14 protein-coding genes and 2 pseudogenes are annotated in these 15059 nt (G+C 58.3%); 11 read left to right on the top strand and 5 right to left on the bottom strand.

What is annotated here, in order from left to right; translation table 11 throughout:
• Positions 1 to 25 precede the first annotated feature (25 nt).
• The 7 genes from hisF to QP971_RS02840 all read left to right on the top strand — a co-directional run bounded on the left by hisF (position 26) and on the right by QP971_RS02840 (position 6462).
• Entirely contained in the window at positions 26 to 796 is a 771-nt protein-coding gene (hisF, locus tag QP971_RS02870; RefSeq protein ID WP_284786869.1) for an imidazole glycerol phosphate synthase subunit HisF, read from the top strand.
• On the top strand, positions 793 to 1155 hold the full coding sequence (gene hisI / locus QP971_RS02865; RefSeq protein WP_284810827.1) for a phosphoribosyl-AMP cyclohydrolase: 363 nt from the start codon (positions 793 to 795) through the stop codon (positions 1153 to 1155). Before hisF ends, hisI begins: the two co-directional genes overlap by 4 nt.
• On the top strand, positions 1152 to 1790 hold the full coding sequence (locus tag QP971_RS02860; RefSeq protein ID WP_284786872.1) for a TIGR02234 family membrane protein: 639 nt from the start codon (positions 1152 to 1154) through the stop codon (positions 1788 to 1790). Before hisI ends, QP971_RS02860 begins: the two co-directional genes overlap by 4 nt.
• A gap of 84 nt (positions 1791 to 1874) precedes the next feature.
• A complete protein-coding gene (locus tag QP971_RS02855) occupies positions 1875 to 2705 on the top strand; it encodes an indole-3-glycerol phosphate synthase TrpC (protein ID WP_239273631.1) in 831 nt (276 codons plus the stop codon).
• A 45-nt stretch (positions 2706 to 2750) separates the two neighbouring features.
• Positions 2751 to 3695: a prolipoprotein diacylglyceryl transferase gene (lgt, locus tag QP971_RS02850; protein WP_284810826.1), complete on the top strand. Its 945-nt coding sequence runs from the start codon at positions 2751 to 2753 to the stop codon at positions 3693 to 3695.
• Between the two features lie 167 nt (positions 3696 to 3862).
• Positions 3863 to 5278 carry a pyruvate kinase gene (pyk, locus tag QP971_RS02845; protein ID WP_284810880.1) on the top strand — a complete coding sequence of 472 codons (1416 nt, stop codon included), beginning with the start codon at positions 3863 to 3865 and terminating at the stop codon, positions 5276 to 5278.
• Between the two features lie 293 nt (positions 5279 to 5571).
• On the top strand, positions 5572 to 6462 hold the full coding sequence (locus QP971_RS02840; protein ID WP_005324622.1) for a cation diffusion facilitator family transporter: 891 nt from the start codon (positions 5572 to 5574) through the stop codon (positions 6460 to 6462).
• A gap of 30 nt (positions 6463 to 6492) precedes the next feature.
• On the opposite strand, the pseudogene QP971_RS11370 reads toward QP971_RS02840, so the two are convergent.
• Both QP971_RS11370 and QP971_RS02835 read right to left on the bottom strand, forming a co-directional pair.
• A pseudogene (locus tag QP971_RS11370) lies at positions 6493 to 7219 on the bottom strand (IS1634 family transposase); the annotation flags it as partial.
• Positions 7220 to 7255: 36 nt separating this feature from the next.
• Positions 7256 to 8599, bottom strand: a pseudogene (locus QP971_RS02835) (IS256 family transposase).
• 132 nt (positions 8600 to 8731) lie between these two features.
• On the opposite strand from QP971_RS02835, the gene QP971_RS02830 reads away from it, so the two are divergent.
• The 3 genes from QP971_RS02830 to QP971_RS02820 are packed head-to-tail and all read left to right on the top strand — an operon-like array spanning position 8732 to position 9760.
• Positions 8732 to 8932 carry a hypothetical protein gene (locus QP971_RS02830; protein WP_239234729.1) on the top strand — a complete coding sequence of 67 codons (201 nt, stop codon included), beginning with the start codon at positions 8732 to 8734 and terminating at the stop codon, positions 8930 to 8932.
• A gap of 36 nt (positions 8933 to 8968) precedes the next feature.
• Complete coding sequence (locus QP971_RS02825; RefSeq protein ID WP_239661089.1) at positions 8969 to 9205, top strand: alkaline phosphatase; 237 nt, start codon at positions 8969 to 8971, stop codon at positions 9203 to 9205.
• Positions 9206 to 9244: 39 nt separating this feature from the next.
• Positions 9245 to 9760, top strand: a complete 516-nt coding sequence (locus tag QP971_RS02820; RefSeq protein ID WP_284810825.1) for a hypothetical protein — start codon at positions 9245 to 9247, stop codon at positions 9758 to 9760.
• Between the two features lie 73 nt (positions 9761 to 9833).
• On the opposite strand, the gene QP971_RS02815 is transcribed toward QP971_RS02820, so the two are convergent.
• A complete protein-coding gene (locus tag QP971_RS02815) occupies positions 9834 to 12224 on the bottom strand; it encodes a glycogen/starch/alpha-glucan phosphorylase (protein ID WP_284810824.1) in 2391 nt (796 codons plus the stop codon).
• A 97-nt stretch (positions 12225 to 12321) separates the two neighbouring features.
• Positions 12322 to 13527, bottom strand: coding sequence for an amidohydrolase (locus tag QP971_RS02810; protein WP_284810823.1), 1206 nt, complete (start codon positions 13525 to 13527; stop codon positions 12322 to 12324).
• A 36-nt stretch (positions 13528 to 13563) separates the two neighbouring features.
• On the opposite strand from QP971_RS02810, the gene QP971_RS02805 reads away from it, so the two are divergent.
• A complete protein-coding gene (locus QP971_RS02805; RefSeq protein ID WP_239283049.1) occupies positions 13564 to 13962 on the top strand; it encodes a hypothetical protein in 399 nt (132 codons plus the stop codon).
• Here the strand turns inward: QP971_RS02805 and QP971_RS02800 are convergent.
• The gene (locus tag QP971_RS02800) at positions 13959 to 15041 is read right to left on the bottom strand and encodes a glycerate kinase family protein (RefSeq protein WP_284810822.1); all 1083 of its coding nucleotides are present in this window, start codon (positions 15039 to 15041) and stop codon (positions 13959 to 13961) included. The two genes, QP971_RS02805 and QP971_RS02800, sit on opposite strands and share 4 nt — an antisense overlap.
• Between the last annotated feature and the right edge of the window lie 18 nt (positions 15042 to 15059).

Raw genomic sequence — 15059 nt, 5'->3', positions numbered from 1 at the left:
AATACCCGAAAAGGAGGCGGCCGCCATGGCTGTAGCCGTACGCGTGATCCCCTGCCTAGACGTGGACCAAGGCCGCGTGGTCAAGGGCATCAACTTTGACAACCTGCGTGATGCCGGCGACCCAGTGGAGCTGGCCGCGCGTTATGACGCCCTAGGAGCCGATGAACTTACCTTCTTGGATGTCTCTGCTTCTAAACAGGGCCGCTCCACCATGCTCGAGGTCGTGCGCCGCACCGCAGATCAGGTATTCATCCCATTGACGGTGGGTGGCGGAGTTCGCAGCGTTGATGACGTTCGAGAATTATTGCGCGCCGGGGCAGATAAGGTCTCTGTAAATACCGCGGCCATTAAGAATCCGGAACTGCTGCGCGAAATGGCTGAGATTTTCGGAGCCCAATGCATCGTGCTGTCCGTTGATGCCCGCCGGTGCCACGAAGAGTATGCGCCATCCGGCTTTGAGGTCACCACGCACGGCGGTACGGAATCGGCCGGGATCGACGCCATCGAATGGGCGCGCCGCGGCGAAGGACTCGGCGTAGGGGAGATCCTCCTTAACTCGATGGATGGCGATGGCACAAAGGAAGGATTTGACCTTGAATTGCTGCGCGCCGTGCGCGCAGCGGTGACCATTCCCGTTATCGCCTCTGGCGGCGCGGGAAACGCCGCAGACTTCCCACCGGCAGTTGCAGCCGGCGCCGATGCCGTCTTGGCAGCAAGCATTTTTCACTTCGGTGAGGTAGAAATCAGCGATGTGAAAGAGGCTCTAGACGCTGCGGGCTACGAGGTGCGCCGATGAGTAGCCCGGGCGACTTTGAACTTAACGGGGACATCGCCAAGCAGCTCAAGCGCAATGACCAAGGCTTGGTGCCGGCCATTGCCCAGGCTGAGTCTGGTGAGGTGCTGATGCTGGCCTGGATGGATGACCACGCTTTGGCCCATACCCTCGCTACCCGCAAGGCAACGTATTTTTCGCGCTCGCGCAATGAATATTGGGTCAAGGGAGAAACTTCTGGAAATACCCAAGAGGTGCTGGGCGTTCGCCTTGACTGCGATGGAGATACTATTCTGCTGACCGTGCGGCAGCGCGGCGTCGCCTGCCATACCGGTGACCGCACGTGCTTTGACGCCACTGATCTCCTAGGAGGGCAACCGTGAAGGCTAGACGCCTTGGACCACTACTTATCGCTGTAGGAGCCATCGTATTGTGGCTGTCCTCCCGTGCTGCGTGGGTGGTAGCCTCCAGCGAAGACGACAAGGCCGGCTCTGCGGCCAATGACATCATCGGCTCGGCCTGGTCGCTGGAAATCATGGCCTTGACCCTAGTTCTGGTAGCCGGTGCCGTCGCGGGGATGGCGCTGCGGCGCGTCGGTAGGCGAGTGGTGGGCATTGTGTGCGCCCTCGCTGCGGCGGCTAGTGCATGGACCCCGGTGAGCCTGCTGACTGCGGGCGCGGACGCCGAGCGTGCGCAGAAGATCTTGCAGGGAGCCTCAGCCAATGAAAACGCCGTAGACTCTGCCCAGATTTCTGACTGGGCCACGGTCGTTTCCACCGAGGTGCATTCCCTAGGACCAATTCTGGCCCTAATAGGTGCGGCAGCGGCCCTCTTCGGTGCGGTCATGCTTGCGCGCAATCCAGGCGTGGATAAGGCGAAGGCGTCTAGCAAATACGAAACCCCGGCGGCACGGCAGGCAAAGTTGGAAGAGGATTTGGAAACCTCTTCCGACTCTGGGCGCGTGATGTGGGACGCCCTTGATAGTGATATCGATCCCACTGATATGGACAAAAAATAGCCCCGTTTCCTGTGTAATTTCCGGAACGGCACGCGAGCGGGTTAACCTAAGTGTGATTTTAATCGCCCGTGGAGGGAGGTGCTGATGCCTACGCCCATTGCCGTTGACCACCTTGTTGCAGGAGTCTTGGAGGACGTCGCTGCGCGGGAAGCCCGCGTGTCTTTCAAAGAGGTGAAAGCCCGCTCGCGTGACATGGAGCCTCCCCGGGATGCCCGCGCGGCTTTGCTGCGCACAGGCTGCTCGGTCATCACAGAGCTCAAGCGTGCCGTACCCTACGGCGGCGAAATCGCTCATGTTGGCTCTGCGGAACAGATGGCGGAATGGGCCCGCACCTTTGAACACTGCGGCGTACATCTCATGGCATGCCAGACCGATTTCCGCCGCTTTCACGGTTCTTTAGAAGATATGGCAGCTGCCCGTGCTGCGATTGATATCCCCATGATGTCGCGCGATCTCATCGTGGACCCTTATCAAATTCATGAAGCCCGGTGCTTTGGGGCCGATGCTATTCCGTTGCAGGTTGAGCTCTTAGAGCAAGCTCGCCTGGAGGCACTTTTGGACCGGGTGGAATCGCTCGGGATGGCCGCCATCGTTGAGGTGCGCAACTGCGCCGAGGTCGACCGCGCAATCAAGGCGGGAAGTAGCATCATCGCCATTAATGCATGGTCGTTGGCTTCGGATGCCATTAACCGCGAGGCGTTTAACGATATCGCCCCGGGCTTACCCGAATCCATCCTGCGCATCGCAGTGGGCGGGGTAAATAACGCGCGCAACCTGTTTCACTATGCTTCACGCGGCGCCGATGCAGTTTTGGTGGGTGAATCAGTTATGGCTGCCCAGGATCCTATGGCGCTGGCGCGCTCTTTGGTGGCTGCCGGGCAGCATCCAGCGTGTCCCGCGCGCAAGATAGAATAAGACCCCAACTAGCTGGTGGGGTGGGGGATAAGGCACACTGGCTACGTGCACTCAGAAATTCTTGCAAATATTCCGTCTCCGCCGCAGGGCGTGTGGCAGTTGGGGCCCATTCCCATTCGTGCCTATGCGCTGTGCATCATCGTAGGTATTATCGTCGCCTTGCGAATGACCTTACGCCGCTACACCGCACGCGGCGGTAACCCAGACACAGTTTGGGATGCCGCCATCGTGGTCATCCCAGCCGGCATCATTGGCGGGCGGCTCTACCACGTCATCACCGATAACCAGAAGTACTTCTGCGATGGCTGCAATCCCGCGGACGCGCTGAAGATCACCAATGGCGGACTGGGCATTTGGGGCGCCGTAGCCTTGGGCGCATTAGCTTTGTGGGTGCTTTTCAAAGTGAAAAAGGTGCCGCTCGGCCCCTTTGCTGACGCGGTGGCGCCAGGCCTCGTCCTCGCGCAGGCGATTGGACGCCTAGGTAACTGGTTTAACCAAGAGCTCTATGGGCGCCCGACCGACGTTCCGTGGGCTTTAGACATCTATTATCGTGTCAATGAAAATGGCGGCTATGCTCCCGTTTCCGGACACTCCACGGGTGAGGTCATGACCTCGGTGCACCCGACTTTCTTGTACGAGCTCGTGTGGAATGTTCTAGTCTGCCTTTTCCTCTTGTGGGCTCACAAGGCTTGGAAGTTGGGGCACGGGCGCGTCTTTGCCCTCTATGTCATGGGCTATACATTGGGCCGCTTCTTTATTGAAGGTATGCGTTCCGATGAGGCGACCCATATCTTTGGGGTCCGCGTGAATCTCATCGTATCCCTAGTGATTTTTATCATCGCCGCGGTTGTCTTCTTTATGCTTGATAGGCCCCGCCAGGGCCCAGAGTCCCCCGAAGAGGTGGATCCTAAGTATTGGGCAGCGCACCGCGCACATGATGAGGACCGCGATGAGCACGCGGTATCTGACGGGCAGCAACCGGGTTCTTGATCGACGTAAACACTGCCCAAGTGTGCCCGGTTGGTTTTGGTTTTGTGGGAAATAGGACATTTTGGGGTGCCCGTTCAGAAAATGGGCCCGAGAAATTGTGGCCCCAATCCTTTCGAAGGAGTAGGTTGGGGAGTGTTCAGTTTCCCCGACGGAATAGGCCAATAATGCTGGATAGAAGAACGAAGATTGTTTGTACTCTCGGCCCTGCCGTTGCTAGCGAGGATGGTATCTTGCGCCTCGTACAGGATGGCATGGACGTTGCCCGCCTGAATATGTCTCACGGCGAGCATGCAGACCACGAGGCGAATTACAACTGGGTGCGCCAAGCCACCGATAAGACTGGCCGCGCCGTAGGTATCTTGGCGGACCTCCAGGGCCCTAAGATTCGCCTTGGCCGCTTTATTAATGACGAGGAGCAGTGGGATAACGGCCAGATCGTCCGCATTACCGTGGACGATATCGAAGGCACCCATGACCGCGTCTCCACCACCTACAAGGGCCTGGCCAAGGACGCCAAGCCAGGTGACCGCCTGCTGATCGACGACGGCAAGGTTGCCGTTGTTTGTAAGGAGGTCGACGGCAACGACGTTGTCTGTGAGGTCACCGAAGGTGGGCCAGTTTCCAATAACAAGGGCGTTTCCCTCCCTGGTATGGATATCTCCGTGCCGGCTTTGTCGGAAAAGGATATCGCTGACCTGCGCTTCGCTTTGAAGCTCGGCGTTGACCTCGTGGCACTTTCCTTTGTCCGCTCCCCAGCAGATGTGGATAAGGTCCATGAGATTATGGACGAAGAGGGGCGCCGCGTTCCGGTCATCGCCAAGCTGGAAAAGCCTGAGGCAGTAGACGCGCTCGAGTCTATCGTGCTGGCATTCGATGCCATTATGATTGCCCGTGGCGACCTCGGTGTTGAGGTGCCGCTGGAGCGCGTGCCGCTGTTCCAGAAGCGCGCTATCCAGATTGCTCGCGAGAACGCTAAGCCGGTCATCGTGGCTACCCAGATGCTGGATTCCATGATTTCTAACCTGCGCCCGACCCGTGCAGAGGCTTCCGACGTTGCTAACGCCGTTCTCGATGGCGCTGATGCCGTTATGCTCTCTGGTGAGACTTCCGTGGGTATTGACCCGCAGAACGTCGTGCGCACCATGTCCAAGATCGTGGCTAATGCTGAAGATGGTGGCAAGGTTCCACCGCTGTCCCACGTTCCGCGCACCAAGCGTGGTGTTGTGTCCTATTCCGCCCGCGATATTGCCGAGCGCCTCAATGCAAAGGCCATCGTAGCCTTTACTACCTCCGGCGATACCGCTAAGCGAGTGGCTCGCCTGCACTCCCAGCTTCCGCTTTTGGCGTTTACGCCGGACCCAGCGGTTCGCTCCCAGCTGGCTCTGACGTGGGGGGCTGAGACCTTCTTGAGCCCGGATGTTAAGTCCACCGATGACATGATGGAAGCCATCGATGATGCATTGCTGGAGATGGACAAGTACGAGGAAGGTGACATGATTGTCGTCATCGCTGGTACCCCTCCAGGAATCGCTGGTAACACCAACATGATTCAGTGCCACCTGTTGGGTGAAACCAAGAAGTAATTTTTTCGGTACAAGCGCCGCGACCCTCTTTTAACACGTTCCACGGGTCGCGGCGCTTTTCTATATCAATTTATACAAAAGTAGTTTTATATTTACCTCGCGTACACTCGGCGGCCGCTTTTTTTACATGCAGTTGCATTAGTTTATGTGTGTTCTTGTTTCAGCTTCTCTACACATTCAAAGGACAACTGCACAATGACCTAAATCAGGCCGACTTGGCCTCAGTGGCTGCGCTTACCGCCATCCATTTTCATTTAATTGTCAATAAGCGTCGACGGGGATAGGCTGAGTGCATGGCACACGAGCACCACGACCACGATCACTCCAGCACGCCGCTGCGCGCACTCTTGATTGCGCTAGGCATTACCGGCACCGTCTTCTTCGCGGAGCTGATCGGCGGCTGGTTGGCGGGTTCGATGGCGCTGATGGCGGATGCGATGCACATGCTTTCCGACGCTGCGGGGTTGATCATCGCGGTGTTAGCGGTGTTGGTTGGTCGCCGACAAGCATCGGCTCAGGCCACGTACGGCTACCGACGAGTGGAGGTGCTTGCTGCACTGGCGAACGCAGTGATGGTGCTGGCGATCTCGGTGTGGATTGTCGTCGAGGCGGTGCGCCGCCTGCAGAGCCCGGCCGAAGTGCAGGGAAAAACGATGCTGATCATCGCGGTGATCGGCCTGGTGGCGAATGCGCTATCGGCGTGGGTTCTGCACCGGCACCGCAAATCCTCGATCAACGTGGAGGGCGCGTTCTTGCACGTGTTAGTGGATATGCTCGGCTCGATCGCAGTAATCGTGGCCGGCATCGTGGTACTGACCACGGGGTTTGTGGCGGCGGACGTGATCGCCTCCCTAGCGATCGCGGCGATGGTGCTGCCGCGCGCCTGGCAGCTCATGCGGCTTTCGGCGAGCGTGCTGCTCGAGCAAGTCCCGGCGGACTTCGACGCCAGTGCGATCGAGCCCGCGCTGCGGCAGGTCGAGGGCGTTGCTGACATCCACGACCTGCACCTGTGGAGCCTGGACGGCGTGAACGTGCTCACGACCGTGCATATCGTGCGCGACGGCACCGTCGGCACCGGCCCGCTGTTGGATGCCGCCCAGCAGGCCCTGCGCGAACACGGTATCGAGCACTCCACCATCCAGATTGAGCACCCAGAGCACGAATCCCACGAGACGGTGTGCTGATTCCCTTCTAACCTGACTTAGGCCAATTTTGTGCGGAAGTTCGCGGCCGGTGATTACTTGGATGGTGGCGGTGAGGTCGGGCGGGAATGGTACGGCGGCGTGGATGGTTTCGCCTCCAACGACGAGTTGAAAGCTGCGGTATTTCTTGAGTGTTCTCACGAGGCGTTTGAGGGATTGACCACTGCGGGTCTCCATCAGGTGGGTCACGGCTAGTGCTGCCATCACAATATTGGGATGTGCTGTGATCGAGTTTTGTTCCTCGCATAGATTGGGCGTGCTTTCAGGTCTGATTTCGACATCCGATACGACATTTTCAATGTGGAATAGCCTGCGGTAATGCCCGATAACCTCCTGGGCGGGAAGAGCGGTCAGGTCGGTTTCATAGCCTTTAATTCCGGCTAGGGTTCGGTGTTTGGCAGCAAGAGCGTAGTTGACCTTCTTGTTCGGGGTGGAAAGATAGAAATAGCGGTTGCGCTTAATGGCGATTTCGCCGTCAACAGCGCGTTTGGCTTTTGCGACTTGCTCTTTGATTCCGCGCAGGCTGCGTCTGGCCCGATCATAGGAGTACTGGAAGTGGGTCATCGTATTCGGGGTTGGGTGTTTGCGCCCATCGCTTGCCGAGGCTTGTGTCCAGATCTGGCCGTGGGCGTAGGCTTCACCAGGGATTTCCCGCCGCCAGGTTTCAATCACCTCAGGCACGGTGGGGTTTCACCGACAAAATGTAGTGCAGACCTGCATCTATCAATGCTTGCTTGTTCGGAGGGTGTCAAGTTGTTTGTGTGTGGGGCTAGGTTTATAGGTATTTGTCGAAGCTGTCGGGGTAGGCCACGGTCATTTGGTTAATGGCTTGTTTCCAGCCGGAAACTCGGGTCCCTTCCATGAGTCTGCCGGTTGTCGCTGAGACCCGTTTGCCCTGCTTCGCTCTCTTGGCAGCTCGTCTGTCTTCGATATTGCAGATCATCAACCATAGCGTCTTGAGCGCTGATTCATTGTTAGTGAACTGCACCCTGTTGCGGGTAGCTTTCCGCAGTTCATTGTTGAATGATTCAATCGAATTCTTCGTGTAAATGACCTTGCTGGCTGCTGGTGGGAACTGGAGAAACGGTACGAAACGCGCCCATGCATCTCGCCAGACTTTGACTGAGCGTGGATACTTTTCTGCCAATTCAGAGGCTTCAAATTCGTCTAAGGCAGCCTTAGCTGTGGACTCGTCCGTGGCGGTGTAAATCTTTTTCAACGCGGCCGATACGCCCCGACGATCCCCGTTAGCTACCCATCGGTTAGCGGCACGAATCAGGTGCACGATACAGGTTTGCACCATAGAGTTCGGCCAGGTTGCCTTTACTTCTTCCGGCAAGCCTTTGAACCCGTTACAGCAAACGATAAAGACGTCTTTAACCCCACGGTTAGAAAGATTGGCGCATACCTGCGCCCAAAATGAAGCGCCTTCTTCTTTGGCCATCCACAATCCCAAAATGTGTTTGATACCGTCCAGATCCACACCGATTGCCATGTACGCGGACTTATTGACCACTAGGCCGCCATCGCGGACTTTAATGCGCAGCGCGTCCAGGAAAATAACTGGGTAGAACTCGTCTAGCTGGCGGTTTTGCCAGACCATGACCTCATCGAGGACGGCATCGGTGACTGCGGAAATCGTCTCATGGGAAATATCAACCCGCATCGCAGCTGCCATATGATGCTGGATGTCCCTAATTGTCCTCCCACCGGCCTACAAGCTGACGATCATGTCATCGACATCAGTCAAGCGCCTAGAACCTTTAGGGATCATAGTCGGCAAGAATGTGCCAGCCCGATCTCTTGGCACATCAACGGTGACTGGCCCGTAGTTAGAATCCACGGTCTTTGGATACGATCCGTTGCGGTGATTGTCTGTTCTAGCTGCAGCTTTAGCGCTCCTGTCGCCAGACTCGTAGCCCAGGTGGGCATCCATTTCAGCGTTGAGTCCCCTGGTAATCGAGGCTTGCAACATGCCGCGAACCAGGTCGTTGGCATCCGTTGTAGACGTGCCTAGGTCATCAATCAGCTTCGCGATTTCAGGGTTAGCAAGAAGCTTCTTTTCAATCGCATCAATCTTGGCCTTATCAGCCGGATCTCGTCTCGCCACAGTAGTCATTCTGGTCCATCTCCTCATGCAGGTTAGGTACCCACACACAAACCATCAGACACTCTCTATTCCGAAGCCACTCCGGCGGCGTGGGCCGCGCACAACAAGGACCGCGATAAGCTGCAGGACATTAGCCGTGAGATGCTCGGCAGCGCCCTCGACTTGGTCATGGCCGCTGGCCACCCGTTCTACGATAATGACCACCAGAAGGTCGATACTCCTGACTATAGCTTCATGTACGAGGACGACTACGCCAAGCTTTCCGGAGGCGAGACCGACTGGAATTACTTCGAGTCCAACGATGACTTCAAGAAGATGGCGCAAGGTGACGTCAAGCCGTAGCAGAAGTATTGGGGTATCGCGCAGGTAGGTTTCACGTTGCAGAACTCCCGCTCGGGCGAGGCAAAGGCTCCGTACTCTGACCCGCTTAACGACGTCGTCGATCTCCCCACCATGACGACTGGCGCCCTCAATGCGCTGGGACAGGACGAGGATGGCTTTTCCATCATGATTGAGGGCGGTGCCATCGACTGGGCCGGCCACGGAAATAACCCAGTGCGCGATATCGAGGAGACTCAGGACTTTAATAAGTCGGTTGATGCTGCCATCAAGTAGGTAGAGGAGAACTCCTCGTGGGAGGACACTTTGCTCGTCGTGACCGCGGATCACGAAACCGGTTATCTATCCGGTGCGAATGAGGCAGCGACGGACGACAACCCTGATGCGGAAGACCGCTTTAACGCCATGGAAGACGAAAAGGGCAAGGTCGCTCGGCACGGTTGGTACTCCGGGCAGCACACCAACCAATTGGTGCCATTCTTCTTCAAGGGTGCAGGCTCTGAGGACATCATGGCTAATACCTCCGGTACGGATTCGGTGCGCGGCGATTTCATCGATAACACCTTGGTGGCCAACTTGGTCTTTGATGAGTGGTGGAATGGTGACGCCGGCTCTGCCGACGAGCCAGAGCAGCCGGGAAGTACTACTAATCCGGCGGATGATGCAGGAAAGAAGGGCAGCAGCAAGGGCTTTGCCGCAGGTCTAGCTACAGGCCTAGGAATCTTGGGCGCTGTCGTTGGCGGACTCGGTTTCCTAGCCACGCAGATGGGTGTGCTCAATATTGACCTAAAGCCCATCTATGAGCAGCTAAAGCGCGTCGGCCTGCGCTAAACAAACGGAAGTAGGCCTAACGCCACGTTAAAGTCCTGCCCTCAGCTGCAGAAGCGGAGGGGCAGGACTTTTCTTAGCTCTGGGAAATCGGAGTTGGTTGGATCTTCCAGACCTCGTTGGCATAGTCCGCGATGGTCCGGTCGGAAGAAAAGCGGCCAGAGTAGCAAATATTGAGCCACGCCTTCTTGGCCCAGGCAAGTTGGTCTGCCTCGTATTCGGCAGCCATGCGGTCGCGGGTCTCGCGGTAGTCGGCGAAGTCACCTAGGACGTAGTACTGGTCTTGAGCGTGCTCCCCGAAGCCGTCGAGAAGCGAGGCGCGCAGATCGCCGAAGATACCGGCATTGTCTGCGCCCAGGGTGCCGTCGACAAGCGCATCCAGTACGCGGGCCAAGCCTGGCACGCTCTGGTAAAGCTCGCCCGGGTTGTACTCTGCGCGCAGCTGCGGCAACTCCTCATTGCGGGCGCCGAAGATATAAGCGTTGTCCTCGCCAACCGCCTCGACGATTTCTACGTTTGCTCCATCCATGGTGCCCAAGGTCAGGGCACCATTCATCATGAACTTCATATTGGACGTGCCGGAGGCTTCCTTGCCAGCCACAGAAATCTGCTCGGAGATATCAGCGGCTGGGATGATGTGCTCGGCGGGAGAGACGTTGTAATTCGCTACGAAGACGACGCGGATGATGTCCTTGGTGGCCGGGTCGTTATTGACCAGGTCTGCGATGGTGTTGATGAGCTTAATAATCGCCTTAGCGCGGTCGTAGCCCGGTGCGGCCTTGGCACCAAAGATGAAAGTACGCTTCGGCACAGTTTCGCCCTCGTCCTTGATGCGGAAGTAGAGGTCAAGGACGTAGAGGGCGTTCATCAGCTGGCGCTTGTACTCGTGCAGGCGCTTAATCTGCACGTCAAAGATGGAATCAGGGTCGATTTCAGCGCCTTGGTGGACGTTTACCCACTGCGCAAAGTCGCGCTTATTGGCCTGCTTGATGGCGATCAGTTCTCGTAGTAGGTCAGCATCGTCGGCCTTATCGGCGAGTCTGGCCAGCTGGGTGAGGTCAGTAACCCACGCATCGGAACCAGCCTGCTGGGTGAGCAGTTCTGCCAGGCGGGGGTTGCACATCTTCAGCCAGCGGCGCGGGGTGACGCCATTGGTCTTATTGTTGAATTTTTCTGGCCAGAGCTCATGCCATTCGGACAGCGTATCGGCCTTGATGATTTCGGTATGCAGGGCGGCGACACCGTTGATGGAGTAGGCGGCGTAGCAGGCGATCCAGGCCATGTGAACCTGTCCGTTGGACACCGGCGCCATGTAGTCAATGCGACCCTGATCCAGGCCGCGATGGGCCATATCTTCGCGGAAGCGGCGATCGATTTCTTCCACCAACTGCCAGATGCGCCAGAACAGCTTTTGGAAGATGGACACTTCCCAGCTCTCCAGTGCCTCCGCGAGCACGGTGTGGTTGGTGTAGGCGAAGGTCTCGGTGACGATCTTCCACGCCGCATCCCAGCTCAGACCATGGTCATCGAGCAATATGCGCAAGAGCTCTGGGATGGCGAGCACTGGGTGAGTGTCATTGAGCTGGATGGAGTTGTACTGCGCAAAATCGATGAGGTCCTCGCCGTGCTGGGCAATGTAGTTATCCACCATGGTCTGCAGGGATGCGGAGACAAAGAAGTATTGTTGGCGAACGCGCAGTACCTTGCCCTCGTAGGTGGTGTCGTTGGGGTAGAGCACGCGGCAGATATCCATGACGCGCTCGCGATCGACAATGGCCTCCGTAAAACGCTGGGAGTTGAAGGCGTCGTAATCGAATTCAGCGATGGGTTCGGACTTCCACAGGCGTAGCGTGCCTACGTTATCGGTTCCATAGCCGGTGATAGGCATGTCATAGGGAATGGCGCGCACGTCCATGTCATCGAAGTGGACATGGCGTTGCTCGGAGGCGCGGCGGATGATGAAGTCATAGCCGTTTTCCATCCATGCATCAGGCTGTTCCTTCTGGAAGCCATTCTCAAAGGACTGGCGGAAAAGGCCGTAACGGTAGAGCAGGCCATAACCGGTGACGGGGTAGTCCTGGGTGACAGCGGAATCGAGGAAGCAGGCGGCAAGGCGGCCGAGGCCACCGTTGCCGAGCGCGGCATCGTGCTCGGCGTCGAGGACATCGCTCAGCTCGTGATCGGCAGCGGTGGCCGCTGCCTTGGCATCGTCGACCAAGCCCAGGTTGGTGAGGTTATTGAGCAGCGCGCGGCCCTGCAGGAACTCCGCAGAGAAGTAGTGCTGCTGGCGGGTGGCAGCGTAAGCCGAACGGGTGCGCTCCCAATTATCGGCAATCTGCTCCATGACGGCGCCGGATAGGCCCGACCAGAACTTGCGGTAGGAAGCGCTGTGCGGGCTCACACCGGAGGCCGCACGAACATGGGAGGGAACGGTGGATTCGAAAACAGAGTGCCGTGGCTGGTTCATGTGAAACCTTAAGTTAGTGGGAAGTCACGAAACGCTTGCCAGCTTAATAGGATTGGCGCAGCCTCGCAGGGGGAATAGGGAAAGGCGCGTCGGGTACCTAGGACTTAGCCAAGTAGGCCAATGCCGCACCATATGCTGCCCGGGTGGAGGCATAGACAGTCGGGGCATAGTCCGGAAGGAAGGTCGCCTGGTGGTTGACAGGTGGATCCTCTAACTCATTTTCCGGGGTGCAGCCGATGTGCCAAAAGACATAAGGTACGCCCCATGCCTGTGGTAGATAGCAAAAGTCCTCAGAGGCGGTAGAAGGGGAGGCGATGACCGAATCGGAGCCGAAGGCTGCATCGAAAACCTCGGCCACTGGTGCGTGGGCCGTAGCGTCGTTATCGGTGACCTCGCCGTGAGCGTAGTACTCAAAGGTCGGGTCTTGCTCGCTTCCGGACGCCACACACTCGGCCTTGACCATGCGCTCGAGGGAGGCATAGATCTTTTCCGCGAGTGCGGGATCGTAATAGCGCGTATTGAGTACGAGCTCGGCGGATTCGGGAATGATGTTGTTTTTATCGCCGGAGTGTAGCTCGCCTACAGAGATGACAAAAAACTCGTGTGGGGCAACTTCGCGGCCCACGATAGCTTGGAGGCGGGTGACGATCATGGCCGCGATATAGGTGGGGTCGATGGAGTTATGGGGCATGGAGGCGTGGGCTGATTTTCCAAAGACGCGAATGCGCAAGGAATCGCAGCCGGCCATGATGGGGCCTGCGGTGTGGCGCACAGTACCGGCGCGGCCGGGCATGATGTGTTGTCCTAGGCAAATATCGGGACGAGGCACACGCTCGATGAGGTTATCGGCCAACATGTCCTTAGCCCCCACGGAGGATTCTTCGGCCGGTTGGAAAAGGGCGAGGAAGGTCCCGGACCAGGAGCTCCGAGAGGCGTCGAGAAGCGCGCAGGCACCCAGCAGCGCCGTGGTGTGCATATCGTGCCCGCAGGCGTGCATCTTTCCATTAGTGGCGGAATAGGACACGCCGGTGGCTTCCTCGACAGGCAACCCATCGAAGTCTGCGCGCAGCAAAGCAGTGGGCCCATCGCCGTTGCGGAAAATAGCGACCATACCAAAGCCGCCGATGTGTTCTACTACTTCGCAGTCAAAATCGGCGAGCTTGGCGCGGATGCGAGCGGCGGTGCGCTCCTCTTCATGCGAAAGCTCGGGGTGGCGGTGCAGGTCTTCGTAAAAGTCCTGCTGCCACCCCAGATCAGCTTCTTGAGAAGTGACAAGCTGGGCGATGCGGGCAGAATCAGACATGGTTTCACACCTTAGGGATTGGGTAGGGTTGGCGCTATGCCGGTTATTCAATTTGATGTTTTGGTTCCCAACGCGCAAGCAGAGCGCGTCGCGGAAATCTTTACCACCGCCACGGACAAGCTGGTGGAGAGTGGTTCGCTTTGCTCAGCTGACGTTACCCGCCCAGAGGCACCACAGTTTCCAGAGGGGTTGGAGGAGCAGCTGCGGCAAAATTATCGCGACGAGCATGAGGACCGCGACCTTGAGGACGCGAGCGTGCACCGCTACGACATTGCGGTGGCGGGCGTGAGTGGCTCGGTCAACCAGCTGGGCATGGTGCTCTCGCGCCTTCTCACCCCGCACGCAGTGCTGCCCAAGGACCACGTATTGCTTGAAGACGAGCTGGCACATGAACGGCCCGCTATCTTCCCGTGGTCACTGTCCATTCGGCCTTAGAGCTGCTTAACGATGTCCCCGGCGGCCGCCGCTAGCTGCTGGGCCAACGAGCCTTCTTGGCTAAGGGGAGCGCAGTAGGCGTCGGTGTCGTGCTCGAAGGAGCCGGCGATAATGCCCACGGGAGTTCCGGTTTGTCGGGCGAGATCCGTGATGGTACCGACTGCCTTGCCGGTCAGAGACTGTTCATCAAAGCGGCCCTCGCCAGTAATGACGAGATCGGCAGCGGCGATCTTTTCCGGAAGGCCCAGTGCTGCGGCTACGTGCGTGCCGCCGGACAGGACGCGCACGTGTTCGTCTGAGCCCCAGAGGGTGCGCGAGAGCCAGGACAGGCCAATGGGAAGGCCACCCGCGGCGCCATAATAGGCAGAATCTGCATCGGTGCCGGTAACCTCGCAGGCTTGGAGCATGGCGCCGGCCAGCAGCGCTACTTGTTCGCCTTCAGCTCCCTTTTGGGGGCCGTACATGGTTGCCGCCTGCACTGGGGTAGCGCGGGTATCTGCCAGCAGTGTGAAGTCGAGCATGCCGGCCTTGATATTGAGCTGCGCGGTATCGATGTGGTCCAGCTGAACGAGAGGAGCGCCGCCCTTGGGCAGGGCATAGCCGCGGGCGTCGTGCGCGGCGGCGCCGAGTGCGGTGAGGACGCCCATCCCGGCGTCAATGCTGGCGGTGCCGCCTAGTCCCAGCACGATCGAGGTAGCGCCTCGTGTTTCTGCGTCCGCGATCAGCACGCCGGTGCCATAGGAATCGGCGTGGAGCGGATCAAGGCTGTCCTGCACGGCTGGCAGCCCGGTGGCAGAGGCGACGTCAATGAACGCAGTGGTTCCGGCGAGAACATAGCTTGCCTGAGTCAAGCGGCCAATGGCGTCGGTAGTGGGCAGGGTAATGGTCTCGGCGGATTGTCCGCCGGCCGCTGCTGCCTGCGCAAGGACGGCAGCGGAGCCCTCGCCGCCATCGGCCATGGGTAGGGTGGTCACTGTGGCGTCGGGAAGCACCTGGCACACTCCCATAGCAATGCTGGCTGCGGCCTCGGGCGCGGAGGCGGTGCCTTTAAACGAGTCTGGGGCGACGACAATATGCATGCCCGCAATTATAAAGCC

The sequence above is a fragment of the Corynebacterium marquesiae genome (assembly GCF_030229635.1).
In the GTDB taxonomy this organism is placed as follows: Bacteria; Actinomycetota; Actinomycetes; order Mycobacteriales; family Mycobacteriaceae; genus Corynebacterium; species Corynebacterium marquesiae.
Note: the sequence above shows the minus strand (reverse complement) of the source record. Positions and strands in the feature narration are given on the sequence as shown.

Coding starts and splice junctions, on each gene's coding strand:
- QP971_RS02840 (WP_005324622.1), top strand. CDS start 5,572: ATGGCACACGAGCACCACGACCACGATCACTCCAGCACGCCGCTGCGC.
- QP971_RS02830 (WP_239234729.1), top strand. CDS start 8,732: ATGCTCGGCAGCGCCCTCGACTTGGTCATGGCCGCTGGCCACCCGTTC.
- QP971_RS02805 (WP_239283049.1), top strand. CDS start 13,564: ATGCCGGTTATTCAATTTGATGTTTTGGTTCCCAACGCGCAAGCAGAG.
- QP971_RS02815 (WP_284810824.1), bottom strand. CDS start 12,224: ATGAACCAGCCACGGCACTCTGTTTTCGAATCCACCGTTCCCTCCCAT.
- hisF (WP_284786869.1), top strand. CDS start 26: ATGGCTGTAGCCGTACGCGTGATCCCCTGCCTAGACGTGGACCAAGGC.
- QP971_RS02810 (WP_284810823.1), bottom strand. CDS start 13,527: ATGTCTGATTCTGCCCGCATCGCCCAGCTTGTCACTTCTCAAGAAGCT.
- QP971_RS02800 (WP_284810822.1), bottom strand. CDS start 15,041: ATGCATATTGTCGTCGCCCCAGACTCGTTTAAAGGCACCGCCTCCGCG.
- QP971_RS02855 (WP_239273631.1), top strand. CDS start 1,875: ATGCCTACGCCCATTGCCGTTGACCACCTTGTTGCAGGAGTCTTGGAG.
- hisI (WP_284810827.1), top strand. CDS start 793: ATGAGTAGCCCGGGCGACTTTGAACTTAACGGGGACATCGCCAAGCAG.